This is a genomic window from Clostridium sp. HMP27, from assembly GCF_000765165.1.
GTDB lineage: Bacteria > Bacillota > Clostridia > Clostridiales > Clostridiaceae > Clostridium_AK.
On record NZ_JMFY01000012.1, the window covers coordinates 1 to 24,925 of the forward strand.

Consider the following 24,925-nt stretch of genomic DNA (forward strand, 5'->3'; position numbering starts at 1 on the left):
TGTATTGGTAACTGGTTACTATTTATACTGGTGACTAAAAAATGCAGAGCATTTTTATAATAAACTATACTAAAAAAGTATAAAATTTTAAATTTAGTTTCATACGTTACCGATTTTGTATATAATCCAGTGTATTATATATCTTGTAGACAGCGAGGCAATAAAGAAAATATAAAAATTAAAATAAATAGTTAAATCAGGAGGAGAGATATAATATGTTTGGATTTTTTAAGAACAAAGAAGAAAATGAAGTTTTAAATAAGGCAGTGGTACAGGAACCAAACCCAATGTTCTGCTATCAATGTGAACAAACACCACAGACAGGATGTACTAAATTTGGTGTATGTGGAAAGAACCCTGATATAGCAAGTTTACAGGATATAATGATATTTGGACTTAAAGGGGTAGCGGCATATGCAACTCATGCAAGAGAATTAGGATATATTGATCCAGAAGTAGATGCTATAGCACACGAAGCATTATATACAACACTTACAAATTCAAACTTTAGTTTAGAAGAACACATAAATATGACTTTAAAAGTTGGTACTGCAGCTGTTAAAGTAATGGATTTATTAGACAGAGCTCATACTTCAAAATTAGGAGTTCCAACACCTGTAGTAGTTTCACAGGATAAAGTTGAAGGACATGCTATATTAGTTACAGGACATAATCTTTATGCTTTAGAAGAATTATTAAAGCAGACAGAGGGAAAAGGAATTAACATATATACTCACTCAGAAATGTTACCAGCTCATGGATACCCAGAGCTAAAGAAATATGCTCACTTAAAGGGTAACGTAGGTAAGGCTTGGTATGATCAGAGAAAATTATTTGAAGAGTTCCCAGGAGCAATTCTAGGTACTACAAACTGCTTAATGCCAATAACTACTGGACATTATGCTGATAGAATGTGGACTTATGGAACGGCAGGATTACAAAACATCCAGAAAATAGTAAATAATGACTTTTCTCCAATAATTGAAAAAGCATTATCCTTACCTAAGGCAAACATTCAATCTGATAAAGTGCTTACAACTGGATTCCATCACAATACAGTTTTAGATATAGCTCCAGAAATAATAGATGCAGTTAAAGCTGGAAAGATAAAGAGATTCTTCGTTATAGCTGGATGTGATGCTCCAACTAAGGGAAGAGATTACTATAGAGAAATGGCTAATACATTACCAAAGGATTGCGTAATTCTTACAACTTCTTGTGGTAAGTACAGATTTAATGATATAGACTTTGGAACAGTTCCAGGAACAGATATTCCAAGATATATAGATTTAGGACAATGTAACAACTCAGGTTCTGCAGCTAAAATTGCTATAGCGTTAGCAGGTGCTTTCGAATGTGATATAAATGAATTGCCATTAACAATAGTATTATCATGGTTCGAACAAAAGGCTGTTGCAGTACTATTAGGATTATTCAGCTTAGGAGTTAAGAATATGTATGTAGGACCTTCAGCTCCAAAGTTCATAACTCCAGGAGTATTAAAGGTATTACAAGATGTATTCAACTTACAGTTAATAAGCGGAGATGCACAGGCAGATCTTAAGAAAATGTTAGGCTAAACCAGAGAGCAATGTACAATTTATTGAAGTATGTAACTTCTATAGATTAGCACAGCTCATTAATATAATAATCCCATAAACATCCATTAAACCCATAAAAGGCGACCTTACCCCAAGGTCGCCTTCTCCCTTTTAAAGCATCTCAATTTATTGAGGTGTTTTTTATATGACTAAAATTACAAAAAACTACTTGTTCGTTATAAAAATACACTTGACTTTTGCACAAAAACATTGTAGCATAATATAAAAGAAAAAATTACACAATTAATGGGGGGATATTCTTGAAAATAGCATATACAAGTACAAGGGGCAGAAAAGAAATAACTTCTTCTGAAGCTATTATAAAAGGAATTTCAGATGATGGAGGGTTGTATATACCAATAGAATTTCCTACAATTGATATACCTTTTTCAGAGTTAGCTTCTTATGATTATAAACAATTATCAGTATATATACTAAAAAAATATTTTACTGATTTTACAGATGAAGAAATAAATGATTGCGTTTATAAAGCTTATGATAATAAATTTACAAATGAATACATAGCTCCTGTGGCTAAAATAGGCGATAACTTTTTCTTAGAACTATACCATGGACCTACTTTAGCATTCAAGGATATGGCGCTATCTATATTGCCACATTTATTGAAGACTTCTTCTAGAAAGTTAAATATAAAAGATGAAATAGTAATACTTACAGCTACCTCAGGGGATACTGGGAAAGCTGCATTAGAAGGATTTGCTGATGTAGAAAGTACAAAGGTGATAGTGTTTTTCCCAGAAAAGGGAGTAAGTCCTATTCAGAAGAGGCAAATGATTACTCAAGAGGGAACAAATACTTGCGTAGTTGGAATTGATGGTAATTTTGATGATGCTCAAAAGGCTGTTAAAGAAATTTTTAACGATAAGGAATTTAATAAATTATTAGAGGATAAGGAATGCATGCTCTCATCTGCTAACTCTATTAACATAGGAAGACTTGTACCACAAATAGTATATTACATATATTCATACCTATGTATGTTAAAGAATAGAGAAATTAAAGACGGAGAAAGCATAAATATTGCTGTACCTACAGGAAACTTTGGAAATATACTAGCTGCATATTATGCTAAAAAAATGGGGCTTCCTGTAAATAAGCTAATATGTGCATCTAATGAGAATAATGTACTTTGTGATTTCTTTAATGAAGGAATATACGACAAAAATAGAGAGTTTAAAGTAACAATTTCTCCTTCCATGGATATATTGGTTTCTAGTAATTTGGAAAGGCTTTTATATCATATTAGCAATGAAAATAATCACAAAGTAGATAGCTTTATGAGAGAACTAAATGATAAAGGTCAATATATTATAGATGAAAATATGAAAAATGAACTAGATAGTTTTTACTCTAATTTTGCTAGTGATGAAGAAACTTATAAAGCTATAAGAGATATTTTTAAAGACACATCATATTTAGTTGACACACATACGGCCGTAGCTTATAAGGCATATATAGATTATAAACAAGCTACTGGAGATAATAGAAAAACTATCGTTGTATCCACAGCTAGTCCGTTCAAATTTCCTAGAGATGTATGTAAGGCATTAAAAATAGATAATGATAAGCTCAGTGATTTTGATTTAGTGCATAAACTTTCTTCTTTTGCGGAAGTAGAGATTCCAAATGCTATAAATAATATAGAGAGTAAAGATATACTTCATAATAATGTATGTAAAAAGGAAGAAATAAAAGAAGAAATAAAAAAATTTCTTAAGGTATAGGTGATAAGTATGATAGAAGTAGTAGTACCAGCTACAAGTGCTAATTTTGGACCTGGCTTTGATACTTTAGGTGTAGCGTTGAATTTATATAACAAATTTTATATAGAAGAAATAGAAAAGGGATTAATCATAGAAGGCTGTGAAGAACAGTATAGAGATGAAAATAATTTAGTATATACGTCTATGAAAAGGTGCTTTGAAAAAATAGGATATGAGGAAAAGGGAATAAAAATATCAATAAAGTCAGATATACCTCCATCAAGAGGGCTAGGTAGCAGTGCATCTTGTATAGTTGCAGGGGTACTGGGAGCTAATAGTATTGCAGGAAATAAATTAGATACAGATGATATATTAACATTAGCTACAGAAATAGAAGGTCACCCTGATAACATAGTGCCTGCACTTCTAGGAGGCATGACTACAGCAATTTATGAAAATCATAGTGTGTATTTCGATAAAATAAACATAAAAGAAGGAGTTAAGTTTTGTTCATTAATTCCTGATTTTAGATTATCTACAGAAAAAAGTAGAGCTGTTCTTCCAAAGGAGGTATCCTATAAAGATGCCATATTTAATGTAGGAAGAGTATCTCTTATGATAACATCACTTATAAATGGGAATTTTGATATGTTAAAAGTAGCGTGTCAGGACAAGCTTCATCAGCCTTATAGAGGTAAATTAATTGAATCTTATGAGGAAGTTGTAAATACAAGTAAAGAACTAGGGGCGCTAGGGGTATTTTTAAGTGGAGCAGGTCCTACAATAATGACATTATTAGAAGAAAAAAACATGGAGTTTTATAATAATATAAAAAGCGCGTTAAAAAGTTTAAATGGAGAATGGATTATAAAGGAGCTTTATTTAGATTTAAAAGGGGCTACGGTAAGGGAATATTAAATTTAAAAAAAAGTGGGGTAATAACAATGGATAATGTAATAGTTGCTAAATTTGGGGGAAGCTCTCTTGCAGACAGTGCCCAATTTAATAAGGTTAAATCTATAGCACTAGCTAATAAAAATAGAAGATATATAGTTCCATCAGCACCAGGGAAAAGATATAAGGAAGATCATAAAATTACAGATTTACTTTATTTATGTCATGCTCATGTTGAACAGAACATTCCATTTGGGGATGTATTTAGCGTAATTGAAAATAGATTTTTAGAACTAGTACAAGAACTAGATGTAACCATCGATATTAAAAAATACTTGAAAGAGATAAAAGCTAATATAGCACAAGGAGCCTCTGCGGATTATACAGCAAGTAGAGGGGAGTATTTAAATGGACTTATATTAGCTGATTTTCTTAAATATGAGTTCGTTGATCCAGTAGAGATAGTTTTCTTTAATGAAAAGGGAGTTTTTGATGAAGAAAGAACTCAAAGAGCTGTAAGTGAAAGATTACTAAAGATAGATAAGGCAGTGATACCTGGATTTTATGGCGCTACGCCAAATGGAGAGGTAAGAACTTTTTCAAGAGGTGGTTCAGACGTAACTGGGTCCATTATTGCAAGGGGAGTAAATGCAAATTTATATGAAAACTGGACAGATGTATCTGGATTTTTAATGGCAGACCCTAGAATAGTAGAAAACCCTAAGAATATTAAAAATATTACCTATAGAGAACTAAGAGAACTGTCTTACATGGGAGCTACAGTATTACATGAAGAAGCAATCTTTCCTGTAAGAAAGGCAAATATCCCTATAAATATTAAAAATACAAATAGTCCTGATGATGAAGGAACTTATATAATAAATGATTTATTACCAGCAAGCTACGCAGGAAGTATTACAGGAGTAGCAGGAAAAAAGGATTTTACCATTATAACTATTGAAAAAAGTATGATGAATATAGAACAGGGCTATTGTAGAAGAATTCTTTCAGTATTAGAAGACAATAGTGTATCCTTTGAACATATCCCTTCAGGGGTAGATACAGTATCCCTTGTTATAGCACAATCACAGCTTGATGGTAAATTAGAAAGAATAATAAAGGAAATAGAAATTAAATGTAAACCTGATTCCATAGATGTACATCCTGATATAGCATTAGTAGCTGTAGTTGGCATAGGTATGCTAAGGACAATAGGAATATCAGCTAAAATTTTTGAAGCTTTAGCCAAGGAGGACATAAATGTAACAATGATAAGTCAGGGGTCTAGCGAGATAAATATAATCGTGGGAGTTGAAAATAGTAATTTTGAAAATGCAGTAAGAGCCATATATAACGCATTTTCGAAATAAGCCTTTATAAATTATGAATTGGGGGAAGTATGTATGCAAAAAGTAAAAATAGCTTTATTAGGTCTTGGTAATGTGGGTAAAGGCGTTTGGAAAATATTAAATATGAACAAAGACGAAATTTTAAAGAGATCGGGATACGATATTGAAATTAGCAAAATCCTTGTGAGAGATATTAATAAGGAACGAAACCTGGAAGTACCAAAGGAGTTATTTACTACAAATTTTCAAGAGATTATTGAAGACGACAACATTGAAATCCTTGTGGAAGTTATGGGAGGGGTAGAACCTGCCATTGACTATATGATACAAGGGATGAGAAGAAAGAAGCATATAGTTACAGCAAATAAAATGGCAATAGCTACAAATGCAGAAATTCTTTTTAAAACTTCTAGAGAAGAAGGAGTAATGTTCCACTATGAAGGCAGTGTCGGAGGTGGAATACCTATAATTCATGGCTTAAATGATAATCTTGTAGCAAATAAGATAGAGGAAGTAATAGGAATAATAAATGGTACTACAAATTATATTTTAACTAAAATGACACATGAAAAAATAAGCTTTGGGGAAGCTTTAGCGGAGGCTCAAAGCAAAGGGTATGCTGAAGCAGATCCTACTTCAGATGTAGAAGCATTTGACGCAGTTTATAAATTGTGCATTTTATCATCTTTAGCTTTTGATACAATTGTAGATGTAAATTCAATTTATAGAGAAGGAATAACTAATATAAAGCCTATTGATATAGAATACGCAAGAGAATTTGGTTATGTAATAAAGTTATTAGGTATAATTAAGGAAGTAAATGGTGAGTTGGAATTAAGAGTGCACCCAACTATGATACCTGCTGAACATCCATTAGCCAATGTGAATGACTCCTTTAATGCTATTTTTCTAAAAGGTAATGCAGTAGGGGATTTAATGCTATATGGTAGAGGTGCTGGAGAACTTCCTACAGGCAGTGCTGTGGTAGGAGATATAGTTTCTATACTAAGAAATAAGGATAAATTTGCTTATCATCCATACTCAGAAAGTAATCAATATAGAGAAGTAAGGGATATGCAAAAGGTTCAATGTGAATATTATATTAGAATAACAGTAAAGGATAAACCTGGTGTTCTAGGAGAAATATCATCTATATTTGGTGAAAACAATGTAAGTATTCTTTCTGTAATTCAAAAGGGCAAAAGGGAGGAACAGGTATCTTTGGTATTTATAACTCACAGCACAGTAGAGGAAAGTATTAATAATTCCATTAATATGATAAATGCCTTAGAGGACTCTGAGAAAATTGAAAATATAATAAGAATAGAAAATCTAGCAACCGCTTAAGAAAGAAAGGACTGTTCCATGGTACATGTTCATGTACTATGAGACAGTCCCTTTTTAAAACATTTTTGTAACCTTATCAAGTATCCCGTTAAGCTTAGCAATACATACTCCGAAGTTTGTTATAGGTACATTTTGTTCTTTGCATCGTGAAAGTCTAGATAAAAGCTGTTTTCTTGTAAACATACAGCTTCCACAGTGAACTACAAGTTTGTATTCTGTTAAATCATGAGGAAAGTCATTACCAGACTTCACATCTATTTGAAGTTTTCCCCCTACCTTTTGTTCTATCCAGCTAGGCAGCTTTTCTCTTGCTATATCTCCCTTAAGAGCATGATGAGTGCAGCCTTCTGCAATGAGTACTTTATCTCCAGGCTTCAAGTCTTCTATTGCATTTGCACCATCTTTAAACATATTTATGTCCCCTTTATACCTTGCCATAAGTATGGAAAAGGATGTTAAAGGAATAGATGAGTCAAGTATTGAATTAACTTCCTTAAATACTTGAGAGTCTGTAATAACTAAATCAGGCATTTTATTTAAAGACTTTAAAATGTCTTCAAGTTCTGTAGTTTTTACGGTAAGAGCCATAGCATCATGATCTAAGATATCTCTTATTACTTGAACCTGAGGTAGAATAAGCCTTCCTTTGGGAGCTTGAATATCTTGAGGGGCAACTACAATTACCATATCTTTAGGGTTTAGTATATCGCCCACAATACTTTCTCTTTCAAAGTCTAAAGGAGCATTTTCAATTATTGCTTCTTTGAGCCCAGATATGTTTATTTTATTTTCAGCACTAATACTTACAAAGGGTATATTAAAATCTTTTTTCAAGTTATCTTCATTTAACTTGTATAAATCTATCTTATTTATAACTCCAATAACAGGTACTTTCTTATTATGGAGTTCATTAAGCCAAGTACTTTCCATAGAAAAGTCTTTAGAGTTTCCTGCAAATAAAAGAAGCGCAATATCTGTCTTATTCATCACATCTAAGGTTTTTTCTATTCTAAGATCTCCAAGAGCTCCTTCATCATCAAGTCCTGCAGTGTCTATTATCATAACAGGGCCTATAGGTAAAAGTTCCATTGCCTTAAATACAGGATCTGTAGTGGTTCCAGCTATATCCGAAACCACAGATAAATTTTGAGAAGTTAAGGCGTTTACAAGGCTTGATTTTCCAACATTTCTTCTACCAAAAACTCCTATATGAAGTCTATTTGCTTTAGGTGTATCTAGCATTGTTAATTCTCCTTTGTGATAAAATCATTTTAAGGACTAAAATCTTAAATCTCTTTCACCATTTTCAACTCGTTTAAGTCTACTAATTGTCTCTTCTTTAGCCTTCTCATTTGATATTTTTGTAAGTTCTTCTGCTATAACTTTGTTTCCAAGGATTTTTGCTTCTTCGTCGCCATAATCAAGTAAAAATTCTTTTAATGTAAGTAATGCGTTTGGTTGACAAACGTTACATATTTGACCTGTCTTTGCAAGTCTCATAAATCTATCGCCAGTTCTTCCTTCTCTATAGCAAGCAGTACAGTAACTTGGAATATATCCATCTTTGCATAAGTCTTTTATAATTTGAAGTGGACTTCTATGGTCTCCTACAACAAATTGAGGTTTTTGATGTTCTATTTTTTGAGAATCTGTATATCCACCAACTCCAGTACAGGAGCCAGAGCTTACTTGAGATATTCCAAGATTTATAACTTCATTTCTGAAATCAGTATCTTCTCTTGTTGAAAGTATCATTCCAGTGTATGGGACTGCAAGTCTTACAACAGCTACAATTCTTTTAAATTCCTCATCAGAAACTAAGTATGGGTAATCTTTCAAGGATACTCCTTCAGCAGGCCTAATTCTTGGGAAAGATATTGTGTGAGGTCCAACCCCTGTAGCTTTTTCTAAGTGATCAGCATGCATTAGCATAGCTATGGTTTCATATTTGTAATCATAAAGCCCGTAGAGTACTCCAATTCCTACATCATCGATTCCTGCCATTCTTGCTCTGTGATGAGCTGTAGTATGATAGTCATAATTATGCTTTGGTCCCTTTGGATGTATTTTTTCGTAAGTATCTTTATGATAAGTTTCTTGGAATAAAATATAAGTACCAATATCTGCGTCCTTTAATCTTTTATAATCTTCCACTGTAGTTGCAGCTATGTTTACATTTATACGTCTTATACTTCCGTTTTCAAACTTTAATGAGTATATGGTTTTTATGCAGTCAATTATATAATCTAAGGAGCAATTTACAGGGTCTTCTCCGGCTTCTAAGGCAAGTCTTTTATGTCCCATGGATTCAAGGATTTTAACTTCTTCAGCTATTTCTTCCATGCTAAGTTTTCTTCTTGTTAAGGAAGAGTTAGAACACTTATATCCGCAATATGTGCATCCATTTACGCAGTAATCACTTACATATAATGGAGCAAACATAACAATTCTTCTTCCGTATATCTTTTCTTTAATGTCCTTAGCAACTGTATATATTTCTTCTAGTATATCCTCATCATTTACACTTAACAAAACCCCAGCTTCTTTAGGTGTAAGTCCTTTGTATAATTTAGCTTTTTCTAAAAGTGATTTCACGTATTCTTTATCTTTGGAAAGTTTTTCGCCTTCATCTATTGTTTGTAGTATCTCTGAATCAATTATAAATTCCTCTGATTTATACTCTCTCATTATTAATACACTCCTTTATATGAAATACTCGAGATAAAAATAAAAGCTCTTCTACCCCAAAAGGGTAGAAGAGCAGAATTTTGTCTTACCAAAATTAAGCTATAGCACTTCGTGTCCTTTTGCTTAGAATAATCCTTGCAATTAGAATGATGCATGCCTTCATGCATCCCTTTATTAAGAGTTTTAAATCCAAATAAGGGGATATTTATTAGTCACTATTATAATATTAATTATAGTTTTAAATATGATAAATAACAACTGTTATTTATTATTTTACTGGATACTTCCAAGCAGAAATACCCTTATTTAAGTGATATACGTTAGTGAAGTTGTTCTTTAATAAATGCTTAATTGCCATAGGGCTTCTTCCGCCAGAGGCACAGTAAACAAGAATAGGCTTATCTTTGAATTCTTCAAGTTCATTAATTCTAGAAGGCATCTCATGTATAGGAAAAGATTTTGCATTAGGTATATGGCCAGAACTAAACTCTTCTTTTGTTCTAACATCTAATATAATAACGTCTTTACTTTGATTTATAAATCTATAGGTTTCCTCAGGAGAAAGATTTTTCACATTTTCATTGTTTACAATAGACCTTCTTCTAAGTATATTAAAAAGGGCAACAGCTGCAAACACTGCAAGTAGTATTTTGTCCATATATGCACCATCCTCTGTATTGTTATATTTAAATATTACGATGTTAATATTATAACATAAAGAATAAATATTACGAAGGAAAATTTCGTTATAGAGTGCTAAACAATAAACAATTTATGAAGTTTTTATGAAATAAGTTTATTTTATATATGGCAACTTTTGCATCATTACATATAATATTAATGAAATATTAAAAAGAGGTGTATTATTAATTGTCAATTTTTTATGATGGATTTGATATTAGAGATTTAGACAAGAATGGAGAATACACTTATCCAGATAGAAACATGTGCCCTTATTATCAATATTATTTAAAAAAATTTAGATGTCCATTTATGCAAGAGACAAATGAATATAATAGACAGCTTGAGCAGCCGGGCATGCCAGGAAGTCCTCAGGACATTCAAATCCCACCACCACCCAAAACTATACCACCTAAGCCTCAAAGTGCAGGCTCTCAACCTGGTGCTGTAAAACCATGCGATAATAGATATATATATATTTGGCTTACAAATGGACAGTCGTTTTGGGCCTATTTAACCTTTGTAGGAGGAACTTCTGTTGCAGGCTATATGTGGACCAGAACTGGTTGGAAATACTTTGGAATTGATACAAATAAAATAGATACTTTTGTATGCTATTAGGTTTTACAATCTCTCATTCCTATTATTTAGTAGCTAAAACCATAGTTAAAGGCTTAGCTGTGAATCACTAGGCCTTTAAGATGTATTGTATTGGCTACAGTAGTTTCTTGTACTATGATGATTATATATAATAAGAAAAAACAAGGTGGAAATCACCTTAATTTTTTTTGTTCATTTATTCTTTTACCAAAATCGTAAGAGCTATAAATTCCTTGGTAAATTTCTTTTAATCACTCACCCTTATAGAACAAAATGCATAAGATAACATTAGCTAATATTAAAAGTTAGCCTAAGCTAACAATTATAAAAAAGTGAGGGGTTCATTAAAAATGGAGACTTTAAATAATGCAAAGGTAGGAAACTTTGTAGAAGTTCAAGATATATTTGCGCAAGGATTGTTAAGAGAAAGAATGCTTGCTTTAGGAGTTACCAAAGGTACAAATATAGAGGTTATAAGAAGAGGGCCTTCAGGAGACCCAACGGTATATGATATTAGAGGAGCGATGATTGCCTTAAGAAAAGAAGAAGCATCGTTAATAATGATTTCTTAAAAGAAACATCTTAATGAATTGAGATGTACTGATTTGCAAAGAAATCAAAGATCTCTAAAAATCATGTAGCAATTAATAGGAGGATTTAAGATGGGACTGACCTATAAGTCCACAGGGATGGAAGCACTAACTGAACTATACAAGGTGGACAAAAGGGAAGGACAATACGTTATAGCATTAGCTGGGAATCCGAACACCGGGAAAAGTACTGTGTTTAATGCTTTAACTGGACTTCACCAGCATACAGGAAATTGGCCTGGAAAGACTGTTGCAAATGCAAGGGGAGAATTCAAGGTAAAAGATACAGAATATATACTAGTAGACTTGCCTGGAACCTATTCGCTTTTTGCATCCTCTGTGGAAGAAGAAGTTGCAAGGGATTTTATTTGCTTTGGAAATCCTGATGCAGTTATTGTTGTAACGGATGCAACTTGTCTTGAAAGAAACATGAATTTAGCCTATCAAGTGATGGAACTTACAGACAACGTAATACTATGTATTAATTTAATAGATGAAGCAAAGAAGAAGGCTATAATAATTAACAGTAAAGGGATAGAGGAAGAGCTTGGAATACCTGTGATACTTTCAGCAGCAAGAAGTAATATTGGTATAGAGGAATTAAAGGAGGCAGTTTATAAGGTTTCTTCTGAGGAGATAAAACCAAACCCTAAAAAGATAATATATCAAGATTATATCGAAGAAATGATTAATCATATGCAGCCGTTTGCAGAGGAAAGAGTACAAGTTGTTAACTCAAGATGGCTTTCGCTACGTCTTATTGATGGAGATAAAGGCATTACAAGTACGATTTTAAAAGGAATAGATGAAAATATATCTGAGGAGTTATTAAGGAGTGCAGAAAATTTAAGGTTAACTCATGAAAAAAGGGAAATAAGGGATGATATAACCTATCAAATTTACAAAAAAGCAGAATATATTAGGGACAAATATGTAACTAAAGATAAAAGCAAAAATAGTAGGGATAGAATTATTGATAATTATATAACATCAAGGATTTTTGGTATCCCAATAATGCTTCTAATATTAGCAATGATATTTTGGCTTACAATAACGGGAGCTAATATACCTTCAAAAGTTCTCTCAAATTTGCTATTTGGATTTGAAGAAGTTCTAACTAAATGGTTTAACCAGATTGATGCACCAGCTTGGCTTTATGGAGTTTTAGTGCTTGGTCTTTATCGAACCTTAGCATGGGTGGTCTCTGTAATGCTTCCTCCGATGGCAATATTTTTTCCGCTGTTTACACTACTTGAGGATTTAGGGTATTTGCCAAGGGTGGCATTTAACTTAGACCATCTCTTCAAAAAAGCTTGCGCTCATGGAAAACAGTGCTTAACAATGTGTATGGGAATTGGATGTAATGCAGCAGGTATTGTTGGATGCAGAATTATTGAGTCGCCTAGAGAAAGAATTATTGCAATACTAACAAATAATTTTATGCCTTGTAATGGAAGATTTCCAACGCTGATCGCTATTTCATCAGTATTTTTGCTTACAAGTAATAATAAAATTTCAAATATCTATCCAACCTTGGCCATTACTATAATGGTTGTAATTGGAGTAATAGTTACATTGATTGTTTCATATACACTTTCTAAAACCCTGCTTAAGGGTGTACCTTCAAGTTTTACATTGGAGCTTCCTCCTTATAGAAAACCTCAATTCGGAAGAATTTTATATACATCTATTATTGATAGAACCATATTTGTGTTAGGAAGAGCCATAACTGTTGCAGCACCAGCAGGGGCTCTTACGTGGATACTTGGGAATGTATATATTGGAGATTTAAGTATAATAGCTCATGCTGCGAATTTACTACAGCCATTAGCTAAGTTAATAGGGCTAGATGGATACATTTTAATGGCATTTATTTTAGGACTACCTGCAAATGAAATTGTACTGCCTATACTTTTAATGTCTTATTTGTCAACTGGTTCTATGGTTGAATTTGAAAGTATAGATTCTCTCAGGCAAATTTTATTAAGCCATGGGTGGACCTATCTAACGGCTTTAAACATGATGCTATTTAGCTTACTTCATTGGCCTTGTGCAACCACAATTTTAACTATAAAAAAAGAAACAGGAAGTAAAAAGTGGACTTTGCTTGGGATGCTAATTCCAACAGGGATTGCTTTTACTGTTTGCCTTATTACTACTGGCATTGCACGCATTATAACAATTTTGTTGTAAGTTTTACCAAGTGATTTTTCATATTTTCTACACATTTTGTTGATATATTAATTCTATTATCTGTTAACCCATTAACCCTAAAACTCCCCATAACATAAAATAGAGGTAAGTCACTTAAAGACTTACCTCTATTTTAATATATAATTATTTGACTATTGTGTATAAAAAGCAATTAGTGTTTTAATATAATATATAACTTGAAAGTTTAAGGAGACATACCATGAATAAAAAGAAAGTTTTACTAGTGGATGATGAAATGAAAATTTTGGAGGTAGTAAAGTCTTACTTGCAAAAAGAGGAATTTGAAGTGCATGAAGCAGTAACTGGAATAGAGGCTTTAGAGAAGTTTAATGAGTTAAATCCTTCTTTAGTTATATTGGATTTAATGCTTCCAGATTTAACCGGAGAGGAAGTATGCAAAAGTATAAGAGCGGTGTCTAGGGTTCCTATTATAATGCTTACAGCAAAGGTGGAGGAAGATAGCATTTTAAATGGATTTGATATAGGGGCAGATGATTATGTTACAAAGCCATTTAGTCCTAAACAATTAGTTGCAAGGGTTATAGCGCTTCTTAGAAGATCTGAAGAAGATATGGGACTTCTTTCAAATTATTATTCTTACAATAATGATGAGTTGACTGTAGATGCTTCAACTTATGAGGTTAAAAGAGATGGAGAAATAATAAATTTAACTAGCACAGAACTTAATATACTTGTAGCTATGATTAAATATCCTAATAAAGTATTTACTCGAGAAGAGTTAGTTTGTAAAGCCTTGGGGGAGGATTTTGAGGGCTTTGATAGAGTTATAGATTCGCATATTAAGAATTTAAGAAGGAAGATAGAAAGAGACACTAGAAAACCTCAATACATAAAAACAGTACACGGAGTAGGATATAAGTTTGGTGGTGAAGCTTAGATATGGTAACTTTAAGGAAAAGGCTTGTGATGTCTTATATAATGGTAGCAATGATATGTGTATTTTTAATAGGTATATTTTCTAATATATTTTTAGAAAAGCAGTTCAAAAGCTATGTACTATCTGCCCATGAAAATAAGGTAAAGGGAGTAGTGGCCTCTATTACTGATCAATTTAGTAAAGATGGAGATGTAAATTTAGCATTTATAGAAGCTGTAGGAGTCGAAGCTTTAGAAAATGGACTTATTATAAGCATATCAAATAGTAATGATGAAATTATATGGGATGCAAGTGTTTATGATAGTGGACGGTGTGAAGCAATACTTACAAATATGGCAAAGAATATGATGGATAGGTATTCAAATTGGAAGGGTAAATACGTGGAAATTAAATATCCTATGGTTAATGCAAATAACATTATTGGCAGTGTAAAAGTTGGATATTATGGACCATTCTACTATAGTGATAATGATTTAGCTTTCTTAAAAAAGCTAAATGCTTTGTTTATAGGAGTAGGAACGGTATCCTTATTAATGGCTATAATGGTTGGACTTATTATGGCTTCTGCACTAGCAAGGCCTTTATATAAAGTTATAAAGGCATCCAAGGGTATTCGTAGAGGGGAATATAAAAATAGAATAAATGAAGTATCTAATGTAGTAGAAATTAAAAATCTTATTGATACAATAAATGACTTGGCAAAAACTCTAGAAAATCAAGAGTATTTAAGAAAAAGATTAACTCAAGATGTAGCTCATGAACTTAGAACACCTTTGACTACACTTCAAAGTCATATGGAAGCAATGATTGATGGAGTATGGGAACCTACTATTGAAAGAATTAAAAGTTGTCATGAAGAATCCATAAGAATAAACAAGTTAGTTGGAGATTTAGAGAAACTATCAAGATATGAAAGTGATAAGTTTTTACTTAATAAGTCAAAGTTTAATATTGGAGAACTTATAGGAAATATAATAATGAATTTTGAAAATGAATATATGAATAAAAATGTAGAACTGAAATATAAAAGTTTAAGTAAATGTATAACTGGGGATAAAGATAAGATAAGTCAGATAGTAGTAAATTTATTATCAAATGCCTTAAAGTATACAAAAGAAGGCGGAAATGTAGATGTTATTTTAGAGGAAGAAAGCAAGAATATTGTCTTAACTGTAAGGGATACAGGTATTGGAATTTCTAAGGAAGATTTACCTCATATTTTTGAGCGTTTCTATAGAGCTGACAAGTCGAGAACTCGGATAACAGGGGGAGCTGGAATAGGGCTGGCTATAGTAAGGAGTGTTATAGAGGCACATAATGGGAAGGTGATTGTGGAAAGTAACATAAATGAAGGAACCGTGTTTAAGGTATTCTTACCTATATAGAATTACATATATACCTATATTAGGAAGGTATGCCATTAAAAAAAATTCAGCTTTTATTGATAAATTATTCAATATCTTTTACAATAAAGATGGCGTACTATAAACTTTAAAGGAAAAGGAGGGGGATGTCTTGAATAAAAGAATAAAAATTTATGCAAGCATACTTACAGTTGTACTTATGAGTAGTAGTACTGTACAAGCTGCGCCGAGGGTAAATTCAACACAGCGTATAAATAATAGACAGGTTACAGGAAGCATACAGGACAGAATAGAAGAAGCGGAAAATAAAATAGAACAATTTGACAACAAGATAGAATCTACTTTATCGGAGGTAGAAAGCTACAAGAAAAGAATAAGTGAAACGGAAAAAAGTATTAAGAAATCAGATGAAGAACTAAAGGAAGCTGAGAAAAAGTTACAGGAGCAACAAGAGAAGTTTAAAGACAGAATGAGAGTTATGTACATAAGTGGACAAACAGGATACATAGAGGTGCTGTTTGAATCAGAAGGATTTGGAGATTTTATATCAAGAATTGACATGGTTAAAAGTATACTTGGCCATGACAAGAAGGTATTGACTTCAATTAAGGCCAATAAGGAGCAAATAAATAATAAGAAAAAACAGTTAACTAATGAAAAGGAAAAGCTTCTAGTTTTAAAGAAGGATAGCGAAAGCAAGCTTATAAAAGCAAGAGAAGATATGAATGAACAAAAGAAGTTAATTGCTAAGCTAAATCAAGAATCAAGGGTATACGCCGCAAATATTCAGGTTGCTACAACTAGTAGTAATTCTAACGTTAAAAATACAATGAACTCAACTCCTTCTAGAGGAGGAACAGTTAGTGGAGATGCAGGGCAAGTACTAGCTTATGCTCAGAAGTTTTTAGGAACCCCTTATCTATGGGGAGGAACTACTCCAAATGGATTTGATTGTTCAGGGTTTACTCAATATGTATTTAGACATTTTGGAGTTAGTTTAGGTAGAACTACATATGACCAAATAAATAATGGAGTTTCCGTATCCAGAGGAGAACTACAACCAGGCGATTTAGTATTTTTTGGGAAGTCTGGTCCTACACATATGGGAATATATGCAGGAAATAATACATATATACATGCTCCACGTACAGGAGAAGTAATTAAATTTTCAGCAATGACTAGAAGGGACTTTATAACAGGCAGAAGAGTACTAAGATAATAGTAAAGTTATTATGAGAGCATATATAGATTTATTTGAATTCAAATCTATATATGCTCTCATATTTTTGTTCATATATTGCCCTTATAAAGCACATATTCTTATATTAGCGAAAATTATGGAAAAAAACTCAAAAATAATAAAAAAATATGTAAAAAGTATCAATTTAAATGATATAATAGTATCAAAGTAAAATTTCCTACATAAAATATTCATAATTATTCCATATAATGTGGAGGTAATTACTAAGTATAATTTAAGTAATGAAACATCTTCATAAATTAAGATGTAATAATCTATAAGGAAACATGGACAAGGGGTGGGAACTTGAATAAGAAATTAAAAATTTATGCTAGTATACTAACAGTGATTTTCATTAATAGTAGTGTGGTATCTGCAGCGCCTTTATCAAAGCAGCTGCAAATTCAAAAGCAGAGATTAGAACAAGAAAAAAAGACCTATGAAGATATAACAAAAAAATTGGAAGAAAAAGAAATCGCTATAGAGCATTTGGACAATAAAATACAAAAGGCACTTGCAGAGGTTGAAGGATACAAGAGTAAAATATCAAAAACCGAAGCAAATATCGAGCAAGTAAATAAGGATATAACTAAAGCAGAAGAAGATTTGGAAAAGCAGCAGGACTTGTTTAATAAAAGAGTGAGAGCCTTATATGTTAATGGACAAGCTTCTTACTTAGATGTGCTTGTTGAGGCAGAAGGATTCTCTGATCTTATGAGTAGAGTTGAAAATGTAAGAAGAGTAATGAAATATGATAAAGAAATATTTGCTGAAATGGAGTCTCAAAGAGAAGTTTTGAATGCTAAGAAAAGTGAGTTAGATAAAGAGAAACAAAACTTAGTAGCATTTAAGAATAATAGTGAAAAGAAGTTAGCAGAGATAAAAGAATCTGCTGCTGAGCAAAAAAGGCTCATTCAAGACTTAAATAGTGAAAAGAAGATTTATGCATCAAAAATAAATACTTCGCAGGTAGCAGTAAATTCAACATTACAAGCAATCAATCAGGAAAATGCAAGAGCGGCAGAAGCTGCACGATTAGCTAGAGAAGCAGCTCAAAGTCAACAAAATAATAATTCAAATAATAGTTCAAACAATAGCTCCACACCTTCAAGAGGACCAAGCTATAGTGGTTCTGTATCAGGTAATGAGTTAGTGTCTTATGCACAGAATTTTTTAGGATTGCAATATGTTTGGGGTGGAACAACTCCAAGTGGATTTGATTGCTCGGGATACATGCAGTATGTATATGCTCATTTTGGAATTGGTATAGGAAGAACTACCTATGACCAAATACATAATGGAGTTGAAGTATCACGTTCAGAGCTTCAGCCTGGTGATCTAGTACTGTTTGGTACATGGAATGATCCTCATCATGTAGGAATGTATATAGGAGGAAATCAGTACATACATGCTCCACGTACAGGAGATGTAATAAAGATATCTCCGCTTACGAGATCTGATTATCTTACTGCTAGAAGAATACTAAATTAAAAAGTAGAGATTAGAACTAAAGTTCTAATCTCTACTTTTTTCATATTGCAATATGAGCTGTACATTTTTATATTCTACGGGATACAAGTCGGTGTTTAATCCCTTAAATTCAGGATTTGGAACATACCAGTTTTTGCCTTGAAAATAGCTTTTGAAAGGCTCTTGGCTAAATACATATCCATGGCGTGCATAAATCTCATTTCTTGCAATACCTAATTCATATTTAGTTAGGTTTTTCAAATCATATACAGATAGCTCTTGAGTAGAACTATTTGAGAAGATAAAATCTAAATTATTATTTAAGTCTTTAATATTAGGATTTTCCTTAGAAATTTCGGTATCTGGATTTGAAGTTGCAATTTTTGCAGGTTCAAATACTATACTGCTTGTATCACTTAAGTTATTCATGTCTACAACTAGGGGCTTGATATTGGAGCCTTGGTACTTAACCACCACAGGAGAGTATATGAAAAAGTCGTATTCTTTATCAGAATTAGTATTTTTTAAATCTAATTTTATATCATTTACCATTACCTCAATATTTTTATCTTGAGGAATATATATTGATTTTTTAACTATAAATGGGAAAGGTTCTATTAACCAATCATCATTTTTCTTGGTAAGTTTTATAATAAAGTTTTTGGTTGGAACCTCATCAGAGTAAATGGATACATTATAAAACATAGTATGGACTTTTTCTCCAATAGTCTTATAAAGAGCGGTATCTGCTTCTTCTATAGTAAAGTTTTTAATAGGAGCTAAGCTTAAAGCTTTTCCAAAGCTTTCTTTACTTAAAAATGGGGAAGATTGAAGTTTTGCAGTATCTAAATTTTTAAAAGCTTTTTCATAGTTTTTATTTTGTAAGTTATTAAAAAATCCATTGATGACATTTTCAGGATTGGAATTTACAGAGCTATAAGATCGAATAATGGTAAAAGATAAAACTAATAATACCAGGCCTAAAAATGCAATTATTTTTTTATTTATAGGAAATTTTATTTTAGTTGAATTTGAATTATCAGAATTAGAAAGCTTATAGCCACAACAACTACAAAATTTAGAATCTAAGCTTAAGATTTCCGTATCGCAATTTGGACATTGCATGAATATCACTCCTTTTGAACTTGCTATGAAATTTGGTATATATTAATATTATAACAAAATTAAACAATTAATAAAATGTTATTGGAAACAAAGTAATTTATTATAAATAAATTATACCAAAATTTGGAGGTATCAGTTATAACAAATTGATAAAAGCATAAATAGTACAAAATGATGCATATTTCGACTAATTGTATAGTACAAATTATTTGAAATAACTTAAAATAGCTTTAAAATGAATTAAAAATAAAACTTAAAGAAGTTTTTATGTTATTTTTAGAATATTTTGGTTGAAATGTGATGAATAAATGAATATAATATAGATAAAATAAGTAAACGTTTTACTAAAACGTTTCAGTAATAGGGGGAAATAATAGGATGAAAAAGGTACTTGGTTTAATGTTAAGTTTCATCATGGTGCTTGCACTTGCATTAACTGGTTGTGGAAGCAAGGATTCAGGAGATAAGACAGCAAAGGATTCAGGAAAAGACAAACCGTTGAAAATAGTACTAGTTCTTAACGGAAATTTAGGAGACAAGTCTTTCTTCGACTCAGCAAATGAAGGTTTAAAGCAAATTAAAGAAAAATTTAAGGCTGAAACAAAGGTAATAGAAGTTGGATCAGATCAGACAAAATGGGAGCCAACTTTAGCAGATGTATCTGAAGAAAATTGGGATATAATAATTTGTGGTACTTGGCAGATGCAGGAGCATTTAGAAAAGATAGCGCCAGAACATCCAGAAAAAAAATATATATTATTTGATGCAGCAGTAAATTATGACAAAGGTGATTTTAAAAACATATATTCAATAAACTATAAACAAAATGAAGGCTCTTTTTTAGCAGGAGCTTTAGCGGCTAAGATAACAACTTCCACTATGCCTCAAGCTAATAAAGATAAGGTTATAGGATTTGTTGGTGGAATGGATATTCCGGTTATAAACGACTTCCTTGTTGGATATATAAAAGGTGCTCAATACGTAGATAAGGATACAAAAGTTGCTATATCTTACATTGGAGATTTCTTTAACAGTGCAAAAGGTAAGGAAATGGCATTAGCACAGTTTAATCAAAAGGTTGATGTAGTATTCCCAGTTGCGTCACAAGCAGGACTTGGAGCATTAGATGCAGCTAAGCTACAGAAAAAATATGCTATAGGTGTAGATTCAGATCAGGCAATGTTATTTAAAGATGATGCTGCAAAAGCAAATTTAATAATGAGCTCAGTTCTAAAGAGAGTTGATAACTCACTTGTTAGAGCAATTGAACTTGAAAAACAAGGAAAATTACCATGGGGTAAGGCAGAAAGCTTAGGATTAAAGGAAGAAGCGGTTGGTCTTGCTGAAAATGAATTTTATAATAAAAATGTTTCAGAAGATATGAGAAAGTTTGTACAAGAAACTTCAAAGAAAATAATAGATGGAGAAATAAAAGTAGATTCAGCTATTGGAATGGATACAAAAGTTCTTAATGATATAAGAAATTCTGTAAAGTAACAGCTAAATAAATAATTACAATATTATAATGCACTGGATAATTTTCCAGTGCATTAATTAACTAATACATAAAATGTGGGAGAGGTGAAGAGTTTGTCAGATGAAATTTTATCCATGGAAAATATAACTAAGGTATATCCAAATGGAATGGTTGCAAATAAAGATGTAAATTTTTCTGTTAAATCAGGAGAAATACATGCTCTAATGGGAGAAAACGGGGCAGGTAAAAGTACACTTATGAAAATACTATTTGGGCTTGAGAAGCCAGAAGAGGGAGATATCTTATTAAAGGGACAAAAGATAAGTATAGATTCCCCAAGCACGGCTATAAAAAATGGTATAGGAATGGTGCATCAGCATTTCATGCTTGTTTCATCACTTACTGTTGCAGAAAACATGGTTTTAGGTATGGAACCAAAGAAAAATGGACTTATCGACATAGAAAAGGCAATAAAAGTTACAGAAGAAATTTCAAAGAAATATAATCTTATAGTTGATCCAAAAGCAAAGGTTTCAGATTTGCCTGTAGGAATAAAACAAAAGGTTGAAATACTAAAGGCATTACTTAGAGGAGCAGAAATACTTATACTAGATGAGCCAACTGCAGTATTAACTCCTCAAGAAACAAAGGAATTATTTGTGGAACTTATAAACTTAAAGAAAAAGGGACATACCATAATATTTATTTCTCATAAGTTAAAAGAAATAAAAGAGATATGTGATAGAATAACAATTTTAAGGGCTGGAAGAAGTATAGGGGTTTATGATGTTGCAAAAGTATCTCAAGAAGATATTTCAAGACTTATGGTAGGTCGTGATGTGGTACTTAAAATTCAAAAAGAAAAAAATAACCCAAGTAATGTGGTACTAAAGGTTAATAATATAAATCATATTGATGAAACTGGAAAGACAATATTAAATAATATAAACTTTACTGTAAGAAAAGGTGAAATACTTGGAATAGCTGGAGTAGAGGGTAATGGGCAAAGGGAACTTATAGAACTTATAACAGGACTTGAAAAGTATCATGATGGTGAAATTTTTATAGATGGACAAGAAGTTAAAAACCTAAGTATAAAGGAAATAAGAAATCTAGGTGCTTCTCATATTTCAGAAGATAGAATGATATTTGGTGCATCTGGTGAAGCCAGCATAGAGGAAAATATTATTGCAGATAGATTTGATAGTAAGGAATTAAGTAAAGGTGTGCTGCTTAGTATGTCAAAAATACACTCCATGGTTAAAGAACTTATTAAAGATTATAGAGTTAAGTGCGATAGTGCAGATCAACCAGTAAAAATGTTATCAGGTGGAAATATTCAAAAGGTTGTAGTAGCTAGAGAATTTTCATCAAATCCAAAACTTATAGTAGCAAATCAACCAACTAGAGGTATTGACGTAGGAGCAACAGAATTTATTCATAAAAAACTAGTGGAACTAAGAGATGAAGGCACAGCGGTATTATTAATATCTGCAGATTTAAATGAAGCGATGGAACTAAGTGATAGTCTAATGGTAATGTATGGAGGAGAAGTTGTAGCTTACTTCAAGGATAGCTCAAAGGTTACTGAAGAAGAGTTAGGAACATACATGCTTGGCATAAACAAACAATCTCCTGAAGAGATAAGGAGGGCTATAAATGAGTAGTAAAAAGATTGAAACTCAATTTGAGGTAATAAGAACCTTTGTAGCAATTTTACTTGCTATGACTTTAGCATTTTTAATAATTTTAGGGATAAGTAAGCAGCCAATAAATGCTATAACCACACTTTTTACAGGGCCATTTTCTTCAATAAGACGATTTGGTAATGTAATAGAAATGTCTATTCCATTTATTTTCACAGGATTATCTGTATGTGTAATGTTTCAGGCAAAACAATTTAACATGATAAGTGAAGGTGCATTTTTTATTGGAGGGGTAGCGGCCTCCTTTATAGCAGTTAAAGTAATACTTCCTATGGGGATTCATCCAATAGTAGCAATATTGTTTGGGGGTCTTATAGGAGCTTTAGCTGGATTTATTCCAGGAATACTTAAGACAAAATGGAATGCAAATGAGCTGGTATCGTCTCTTATGCTAAACTATGTTTGCCTATATTTGGGTATATATGTGATAAATAACATTATAAGAGATCCTAACTCAGGGTTTATGGCGTCATTTATATTTAATAAAACAGCAATATTTCAGAAGATAATTCCAGGTACAAGAATACATGCTGGAACATTCGTAGCAATATTATTTATAATTCTAACCTACTTATTTATGTATAGGTCAAAATGGGGATACGCTCTTAGAATGACAGGGTTAAATGAGAATTTTGCAAAGTATTCAGGAATTAATACAAAGAAAGTGATTTTATATTCACAGTTACTAGGCGGATTTATTGCAGGACTCGGTGGAGGTACAGAAGTACTTGGAATGTATCAAAGATTTCAGTGGCAGAGCCTTCCGGGATATGGATTTGATGGAATAATAGTAGCTATTTTAGCAAGAAACAATCCAATTTTAGTGCCAGTAGCAGCTGTATTCCTAGCATACCTAAGGGTTGGGGCAGATATCATGGCAAGAATGACAGATGTTCCAAGTGAGGTAATATCAGTTATACAAGCAATTATAATCATATTAATTGCAGCAAACAGATTCCTTTCAAAATGGAAACATAAGAAAATCGTTAAGCATTCTCAAGAGCAGTTGGCTGTTAAGGAGGGAAAGTAAATGGATAACTTGTTTTCACTAATATTTACAACTAGTTTTGGATATTCAATACTCAGAGTTACAACGCCTATACTTTTTGCAGCTTTAGCAGCTTTAATATCGGATAAAGCGGGAGTTATTAATATAGGACTTGAAGGTATAATGCTTTCATCTGCGTTAGCTGGTGTAATTGCTAGCGCTTTTAGCAAAAGTATAATGGTTGGAGTAGTTGCTGGAATAATAGTTGGAGTATTACTTTCTTTAGCTCTTGCATATTTTTCCTTGCATTTGAAATCTGACATAATACTAACAGGTATTGCTCTTAATTTGCTCGCTAGTGGGGGGACGGTATTTTTGTTATTTTTAGTAGCTAAAGATAAGGGAATTTCTGTTTCTTTAAAAAGTCTTGTAGTACCAGAAATATGGATCCCTTTAGTAAATAGAATACCAGTACTTGGGTCAATACTATCAGGACATAACATATTAACATATTTATCATTATTATCAGTTGTAGTTGTACATTACTTTTTATATAGAACTCCACTAGGACTTAAGATAAGAGCTGTTGGAGAAAACCCAAATGCAGCAGATTCAGTGGGTATAAGTGTTATAAAAATACAATACTTAGCTTTAATAATGAGCGGTATATTTGCAGCTTTAGGTGGAGTATATATGTCCATGGGATATGTATCATGGTTCTCAAGAGATATGACTGCAGGAAGAGGGTTTATAGCTCTTGCAGCTGAAGCTATGGGAAGAGGAACTCCTATAGGAACTTTTGCAGCTGCCTTAATATTTGGATTTGCAGATGCCTTATCTAATGTAATGCAGTCTTTAAGAGTGCCGGCGGAATTTGTTCAAATGGTGCCATATTTAACTACAATATTTGGACTAGTTATATACTCAATACAGCAAACTAACAAGATTAAGAAAATTAGGAGGAAATAA

The 24,925-nt window shown here is 32.1% G+C and carries 20 protein-coding genes; 16 read left to right on the plus strand and 4 right to left on the minus strand.

Going from position 1 to position 24,925, the window contains the following annotated elements; all coding sequences use genetic code 11:
• Positions 1 to 287 precede the first annotated feature (287 nt).
• The 5 genes from hcp to DP68_RS05445 all read left to right on the plus strand — a co-directional run bounded on the left by hcp (position 288) and on the right by DP68_RS05445 (position 6,915).
• The gene (hcp, locus tag DP68_RS05425; RefSeq protein WP_035307410.1) at positions 288 to 1,580 is read left to right on the plus strand and encodes a hydroxylamine reductase; all 1,293 of its coding nucleotides are present in this window, start codon (positions 288 to 290) and stop codon (positions 1,578 to 1,580) included.
• 287 nt (positions 1,581 to 1,867) lie between these two features.
• Positions 1,868 to 3,346, plus strand: coding sequence for a threonine synthase (gene thrC, locus DP68_RS05430; protein WP_035307412.1), 1,479 nt, complete (start codon positions 1,868 to 1,870; stop codon positions 3,344 to 3,346).
• 9 nt (positions 3,347 to 3,355) lie between these two features.
• Positions 3,356 to 4,243, plus strand: a complete 888-nt coding sequence (gene thrB / locus DP68_RS05435) for a homoserine kinase (protein WP_035307212.1) — start codon at positions 3,356 to 3,358, stop codon at positions 4,241 to 4,243.
• A gap of 26 nt (positions 4,244 to 4,269) precedes the next feature.
• On the plus strand, positions 4,270 to 5,589 hold the full coding sequence (locus DP68_RS05440) for an aspartate kinase (protein WP_035307415.1): 1,320 nt from the start codon (positions 4,270 to 4,272) through the stop codon (positions 5,587 to 5,589).
• Between the two features lie 33 nt (positions 5,590 to 5,622).
• Complete coding sequence (locus tag DP68_RS05445; protein ID WP_035307214.1) at positions 5,623 to 6,915, plus strand: homoserine dehydrogenase; 1,293 nt, start codon at positions 5,623 to 5,625, stop codon at positions 6,913 to 6,915.
• Positions 6,916 to 6,969: 54 nt separating this feature from the next.
• Here DP68_RS05445 and hydF read toward each other — a convergent pair whose 3' ends face one another.
• From hydF to DP68_RS05460, 3 genes are all read right to left on the minus strand, one after another.
• Positions 6,970 to 8,157, minus strand: a complete 1,188-nt coding sequence (gene hydF / locus DP68_RS05450) for a [FeFe] hydrogenase H-cluster maturation GTPase HydF (protein WP_035307217.1) — start codon at positions 8,155 to 8,157, stop codon at positions 6,970 to 6,972.
• 36 nt (positions 8,158 to 8,193) lie between these two features.
• Positions 8,194 to 9,603 (minus strand): [FeFe] hydrogenase H-cluster radical SAM maturase HydG, encoded by a 1,410-nt coding sequence (hydG, locus tag DP68_RS05455; protein WP_035307218.1) that lies wholly within the window; start codon positions 9,601 to 9,603, stop codon positions 8,194 to 8,196.
• 268 nt (positions 9,604 to 9,871) lie between these two features.
• Positions 9,872 to 10,261, minus strand: a complete 390-nt coding sequence (locus tag DP68_RS05460) for a rhodanese-like domain-containing protein (protein WP_081957101.1) — start codon at positions 10,259 to 10,261, stop codon at positions 9,872 to 9,874.
• Positions 10,262 to 10,473: 212 nt separating this feature from the next.
• Here DP68_RS05460 and DP68_RS05465 point away from each other — a divergent pair, with 212 nt between their 5' ends.
• The 7 genes from DP68_RS05465 (at position 10,474) to DP68_RS05495 (ending at position 18,681) form a co-directional block, all read left to right on the plus strand.
• Entirely contained in the window at positions 10,474 to 10,905 is a 432-nt protein-coding gene (locus DP68_RS05465; RefSeq protein ID WP_052085659.1) for a hypothetical protein, read from the plus strand.
• Between the two features lie 329 nt (positions 10,906 to 11,234).
• The gene (locus DP68_RS05470) at positions 11,235 to 11,456 is read left to right on the plus strand and encodes a FeoA family protein (protein ID WP_035307220.1); all 222 of its coding nucleotides are present in this window, start codon (positions 11,235 to 11,237) and stop codon (positions 11,454 to 11,456) included.
• 90 nt (positions 11,457 to 11,546) lie between these two features.
• Positions 11,547 to 13,667 (plus strand): ferrous iron transport protein B, encoded by a 2,121-nt coding sequence (gene feoB / locus DP68_RS05475; protein ID WP_035307222.1) that lies wholly within the window; start codon positions 11,547 to 11,549, stop codon positions 13,665 to 13,667.
• A 220-nt stretch (positions 13,668 to 13,887) separates the two neighbouring features.
• Entirely contained in the window at positions 13,888 to 14,586 is a 699-nt protein-coding gene (locus DP68_RS05480; protein WP_035307223.1) for a response regulator transcription factor, read from the plus strand.
• A 2-nt stretch (positions 14,587 to 14,588) separates the two neighbouring features.
• Positions 14,589 to 15,971, plus strand: coding sequence for a HAMP domain-containing sensor histidine kinase (locus DP68_RS05485; protein WP_035307224.1), 1,383 nt, complete (start codon positions 14,589 to 14,591; stop codon positions 15,969 to 15,971).
• A gap of 130 nt (positions 15,972 to 16,101) precedes the next feature.
• Complete coding sequence (locus DP68_RS05490; protein WP_035307225.1) at positions 16,102 to 17,169, plus strand: C40 family peptidase; 1,068 nt, start codon at positions 16,102 to 16,104, stop codon at positions 17,167 to 17,169.
• A 327-nt stretch (positions 17,170 to 17,496) separates the two neighbouring features.
• Entirely contained in the window at positions 17,497 to 18,681 is a 1,185-nt protein-coding gene (locus DP68_RS05495; protein ID WP_035307226.1) for a C40 family peptidase, read from the plus strand.
• 24 nt (positions 18,682 to 18,705) lie between these two features.
• Here the strand turns inward: DP68_RS05495 and DP68_RS18855 are convergent, their stop codons facing one another.
• Positions 18,706 to 19,785, minus strand: a complete 1,080-nt coding sequence (locus DP68_RS18855) for a YARHG domain-containing protein (RefSeq protein WP_052085660.1) — start codon at positions 19,783 to 19,785, stop codon at positions 18,706 to 18,708.
• Positions 19,786 to 20,163: 378 nt separating this feature from the next.
• Here DP68_RS18855 and DP68_RS05505 point away from each other — a divergent pair, with 378 nt between their 5' ends.
• The 4 genes from DP68_RS05505 to DP68_RS05520 all read left to right on the plus strand — a co-directional run bounded on the left by DP68_RS05505 (position 20,164) and on the right by DP68_RS05520 (position 24,925).
• Positions 20,164 to 21,282, plus strand: a complete 1,119-nt coding sequence (locus DP68_RS05505; RefSeq protein WP_035307229.1) for a BMP family ABC transporter substrate-binding protein — start codon at positions 20,164 to 20,166, stop codon at positions 21,280 to 21,282.
• A gap of 93 nt (positions 21,283 to 21,375) precedes the next feature.
• Positions 21,376 to 22,929: an ABC transporter ATP-binding protein gene (locus DP68_RS05510; protein ID WP_035307231.1), complete on the plus strand. Its 1,554-nt coding sequence runs from the start codon at positions 21,376 to 21,378 to the stop codon at positions 22,927 to 22,929.
• Positions 22,922 to 23,998 (plus strand): ABC transporter permease, encoded by a 1,077-nt coding sequence (locus DP68_RS05515; RefSeq protein WP_035307233.1) that lies wholly within the window; start codon positions 22,922 to 22,924, stop codon positions 23,996 to 23,998. The genes DP68_RS05510 and DP68_RS05515 overlap by 8 nt, the downstream gene beginning before the upstream one ends.
• The gene (locus tag DP68_RS05520) at positions 23,999 to 24,925 is read left to right on the plus strand and encodes an ABC transporter permease (RefSeq protein WP_035307234.1); all 927 of its coding nucleotides are present in this window, start codon (positions 23,999 to 24,001) and stop codon (positions 24,923 to 24,925) included.

Coding starts and splice junctions, on each gene's coding strand:
- hcp (WP_035307410.1), top strand. CDS start 288: ATGTTCTGCTATCAATGTGAACAAACACCACAGACAGGATGTACTAAA.
- thrB (WP_035307212.1), top strand. CDS start 3,356: ATGATAGAAGTAGTAGTACCAGCTACAAGTGCTAATTTTGGACCTGGC.
- DP68_RS05440 (WP_035307415.1), top strand. CDS start 4,270: ATGGATAATGTAATAGTTGCTAAATTTGGGGGAAGCTCTCTTGCAGAC.
- DP68_RS05445 (WP_035307214.1), top strand. CDS start 5,623: ATGCAAAAAGTAAAAATAGCTTTATTAGGTCTTGGTAATGTGGGTAAA.
- hydF (WP_035307217.1), bottom strand. CDS start 8,157: ATGCTAGATACACCTAAAGCAAATAGACTTCATATAGGAGTTTTTGGT.
- hydG (WP_035307218.1), bottom strand. CDS start 9,603: ATGAGAGAGTATAAATCAGAGGAATTTATAATTGATTCAGAGATACTA.
- DP68_RS05460 (WP_081957101.1), bottom strand. CDS start 10,261: ATGGACAAAATACTACTTGCAGTGTTTGCAGCTGTTGCCCTTTTTAAT.
- DP68_RS05470 (WP_035307220.1), top strand. CDS start 11,235: ATGGAGACTTTAAATAATGCAAAGGTAGGAAACTTTGTAGAAGTTCAA.
- feoB (WP_035307222.1), top strand. CDS start 11,547: ATGGGACTGACCTATAAGTCCACAGGGATGGAAGCACTAACTGAACTA.
- DP68_RS05480 (WP_035307223.1), top strand. CDS start 13,888: ATGAATAAAAAGAAAGTTTTACTAGTGGATGATGAAATGAAAATTTTG.
- DP68_RS05485 (WP_035307224.1), top strand. CDS start 14,589: ATGGTAACTTTAAGGAAAAGGCTTGTGATGTCTTATATAATGGTAGCA.
- DP68_RS18855 (WP_052085660.1), bottom strand. CDS start 19,785: ATGCAATGTCCAAATTGCGATACGGAAATCTTAAGCTTAGATTCTAAA.
- DP68_RS05505 (WP_035307229.1), top strand. CDS start 20,164: ATGAAAAAGGTACTTGGTTTAATGTTAAGTTTCATCATGGTGCTTGCA.
- DP68_RS05515 (WP_035307233.1), top strand. CDS start 22,922: ATGAGTAGTAAAAAGATTGAAACTCAATTTGAGGTAATAAGAACCTTT.
- DP68_RS05520 (WP_035307234.1), top strand. CDS start 23,999: ATGGATAACTTGTTTTCACTAATATTTACAACTAGTTTTGGATATTCA.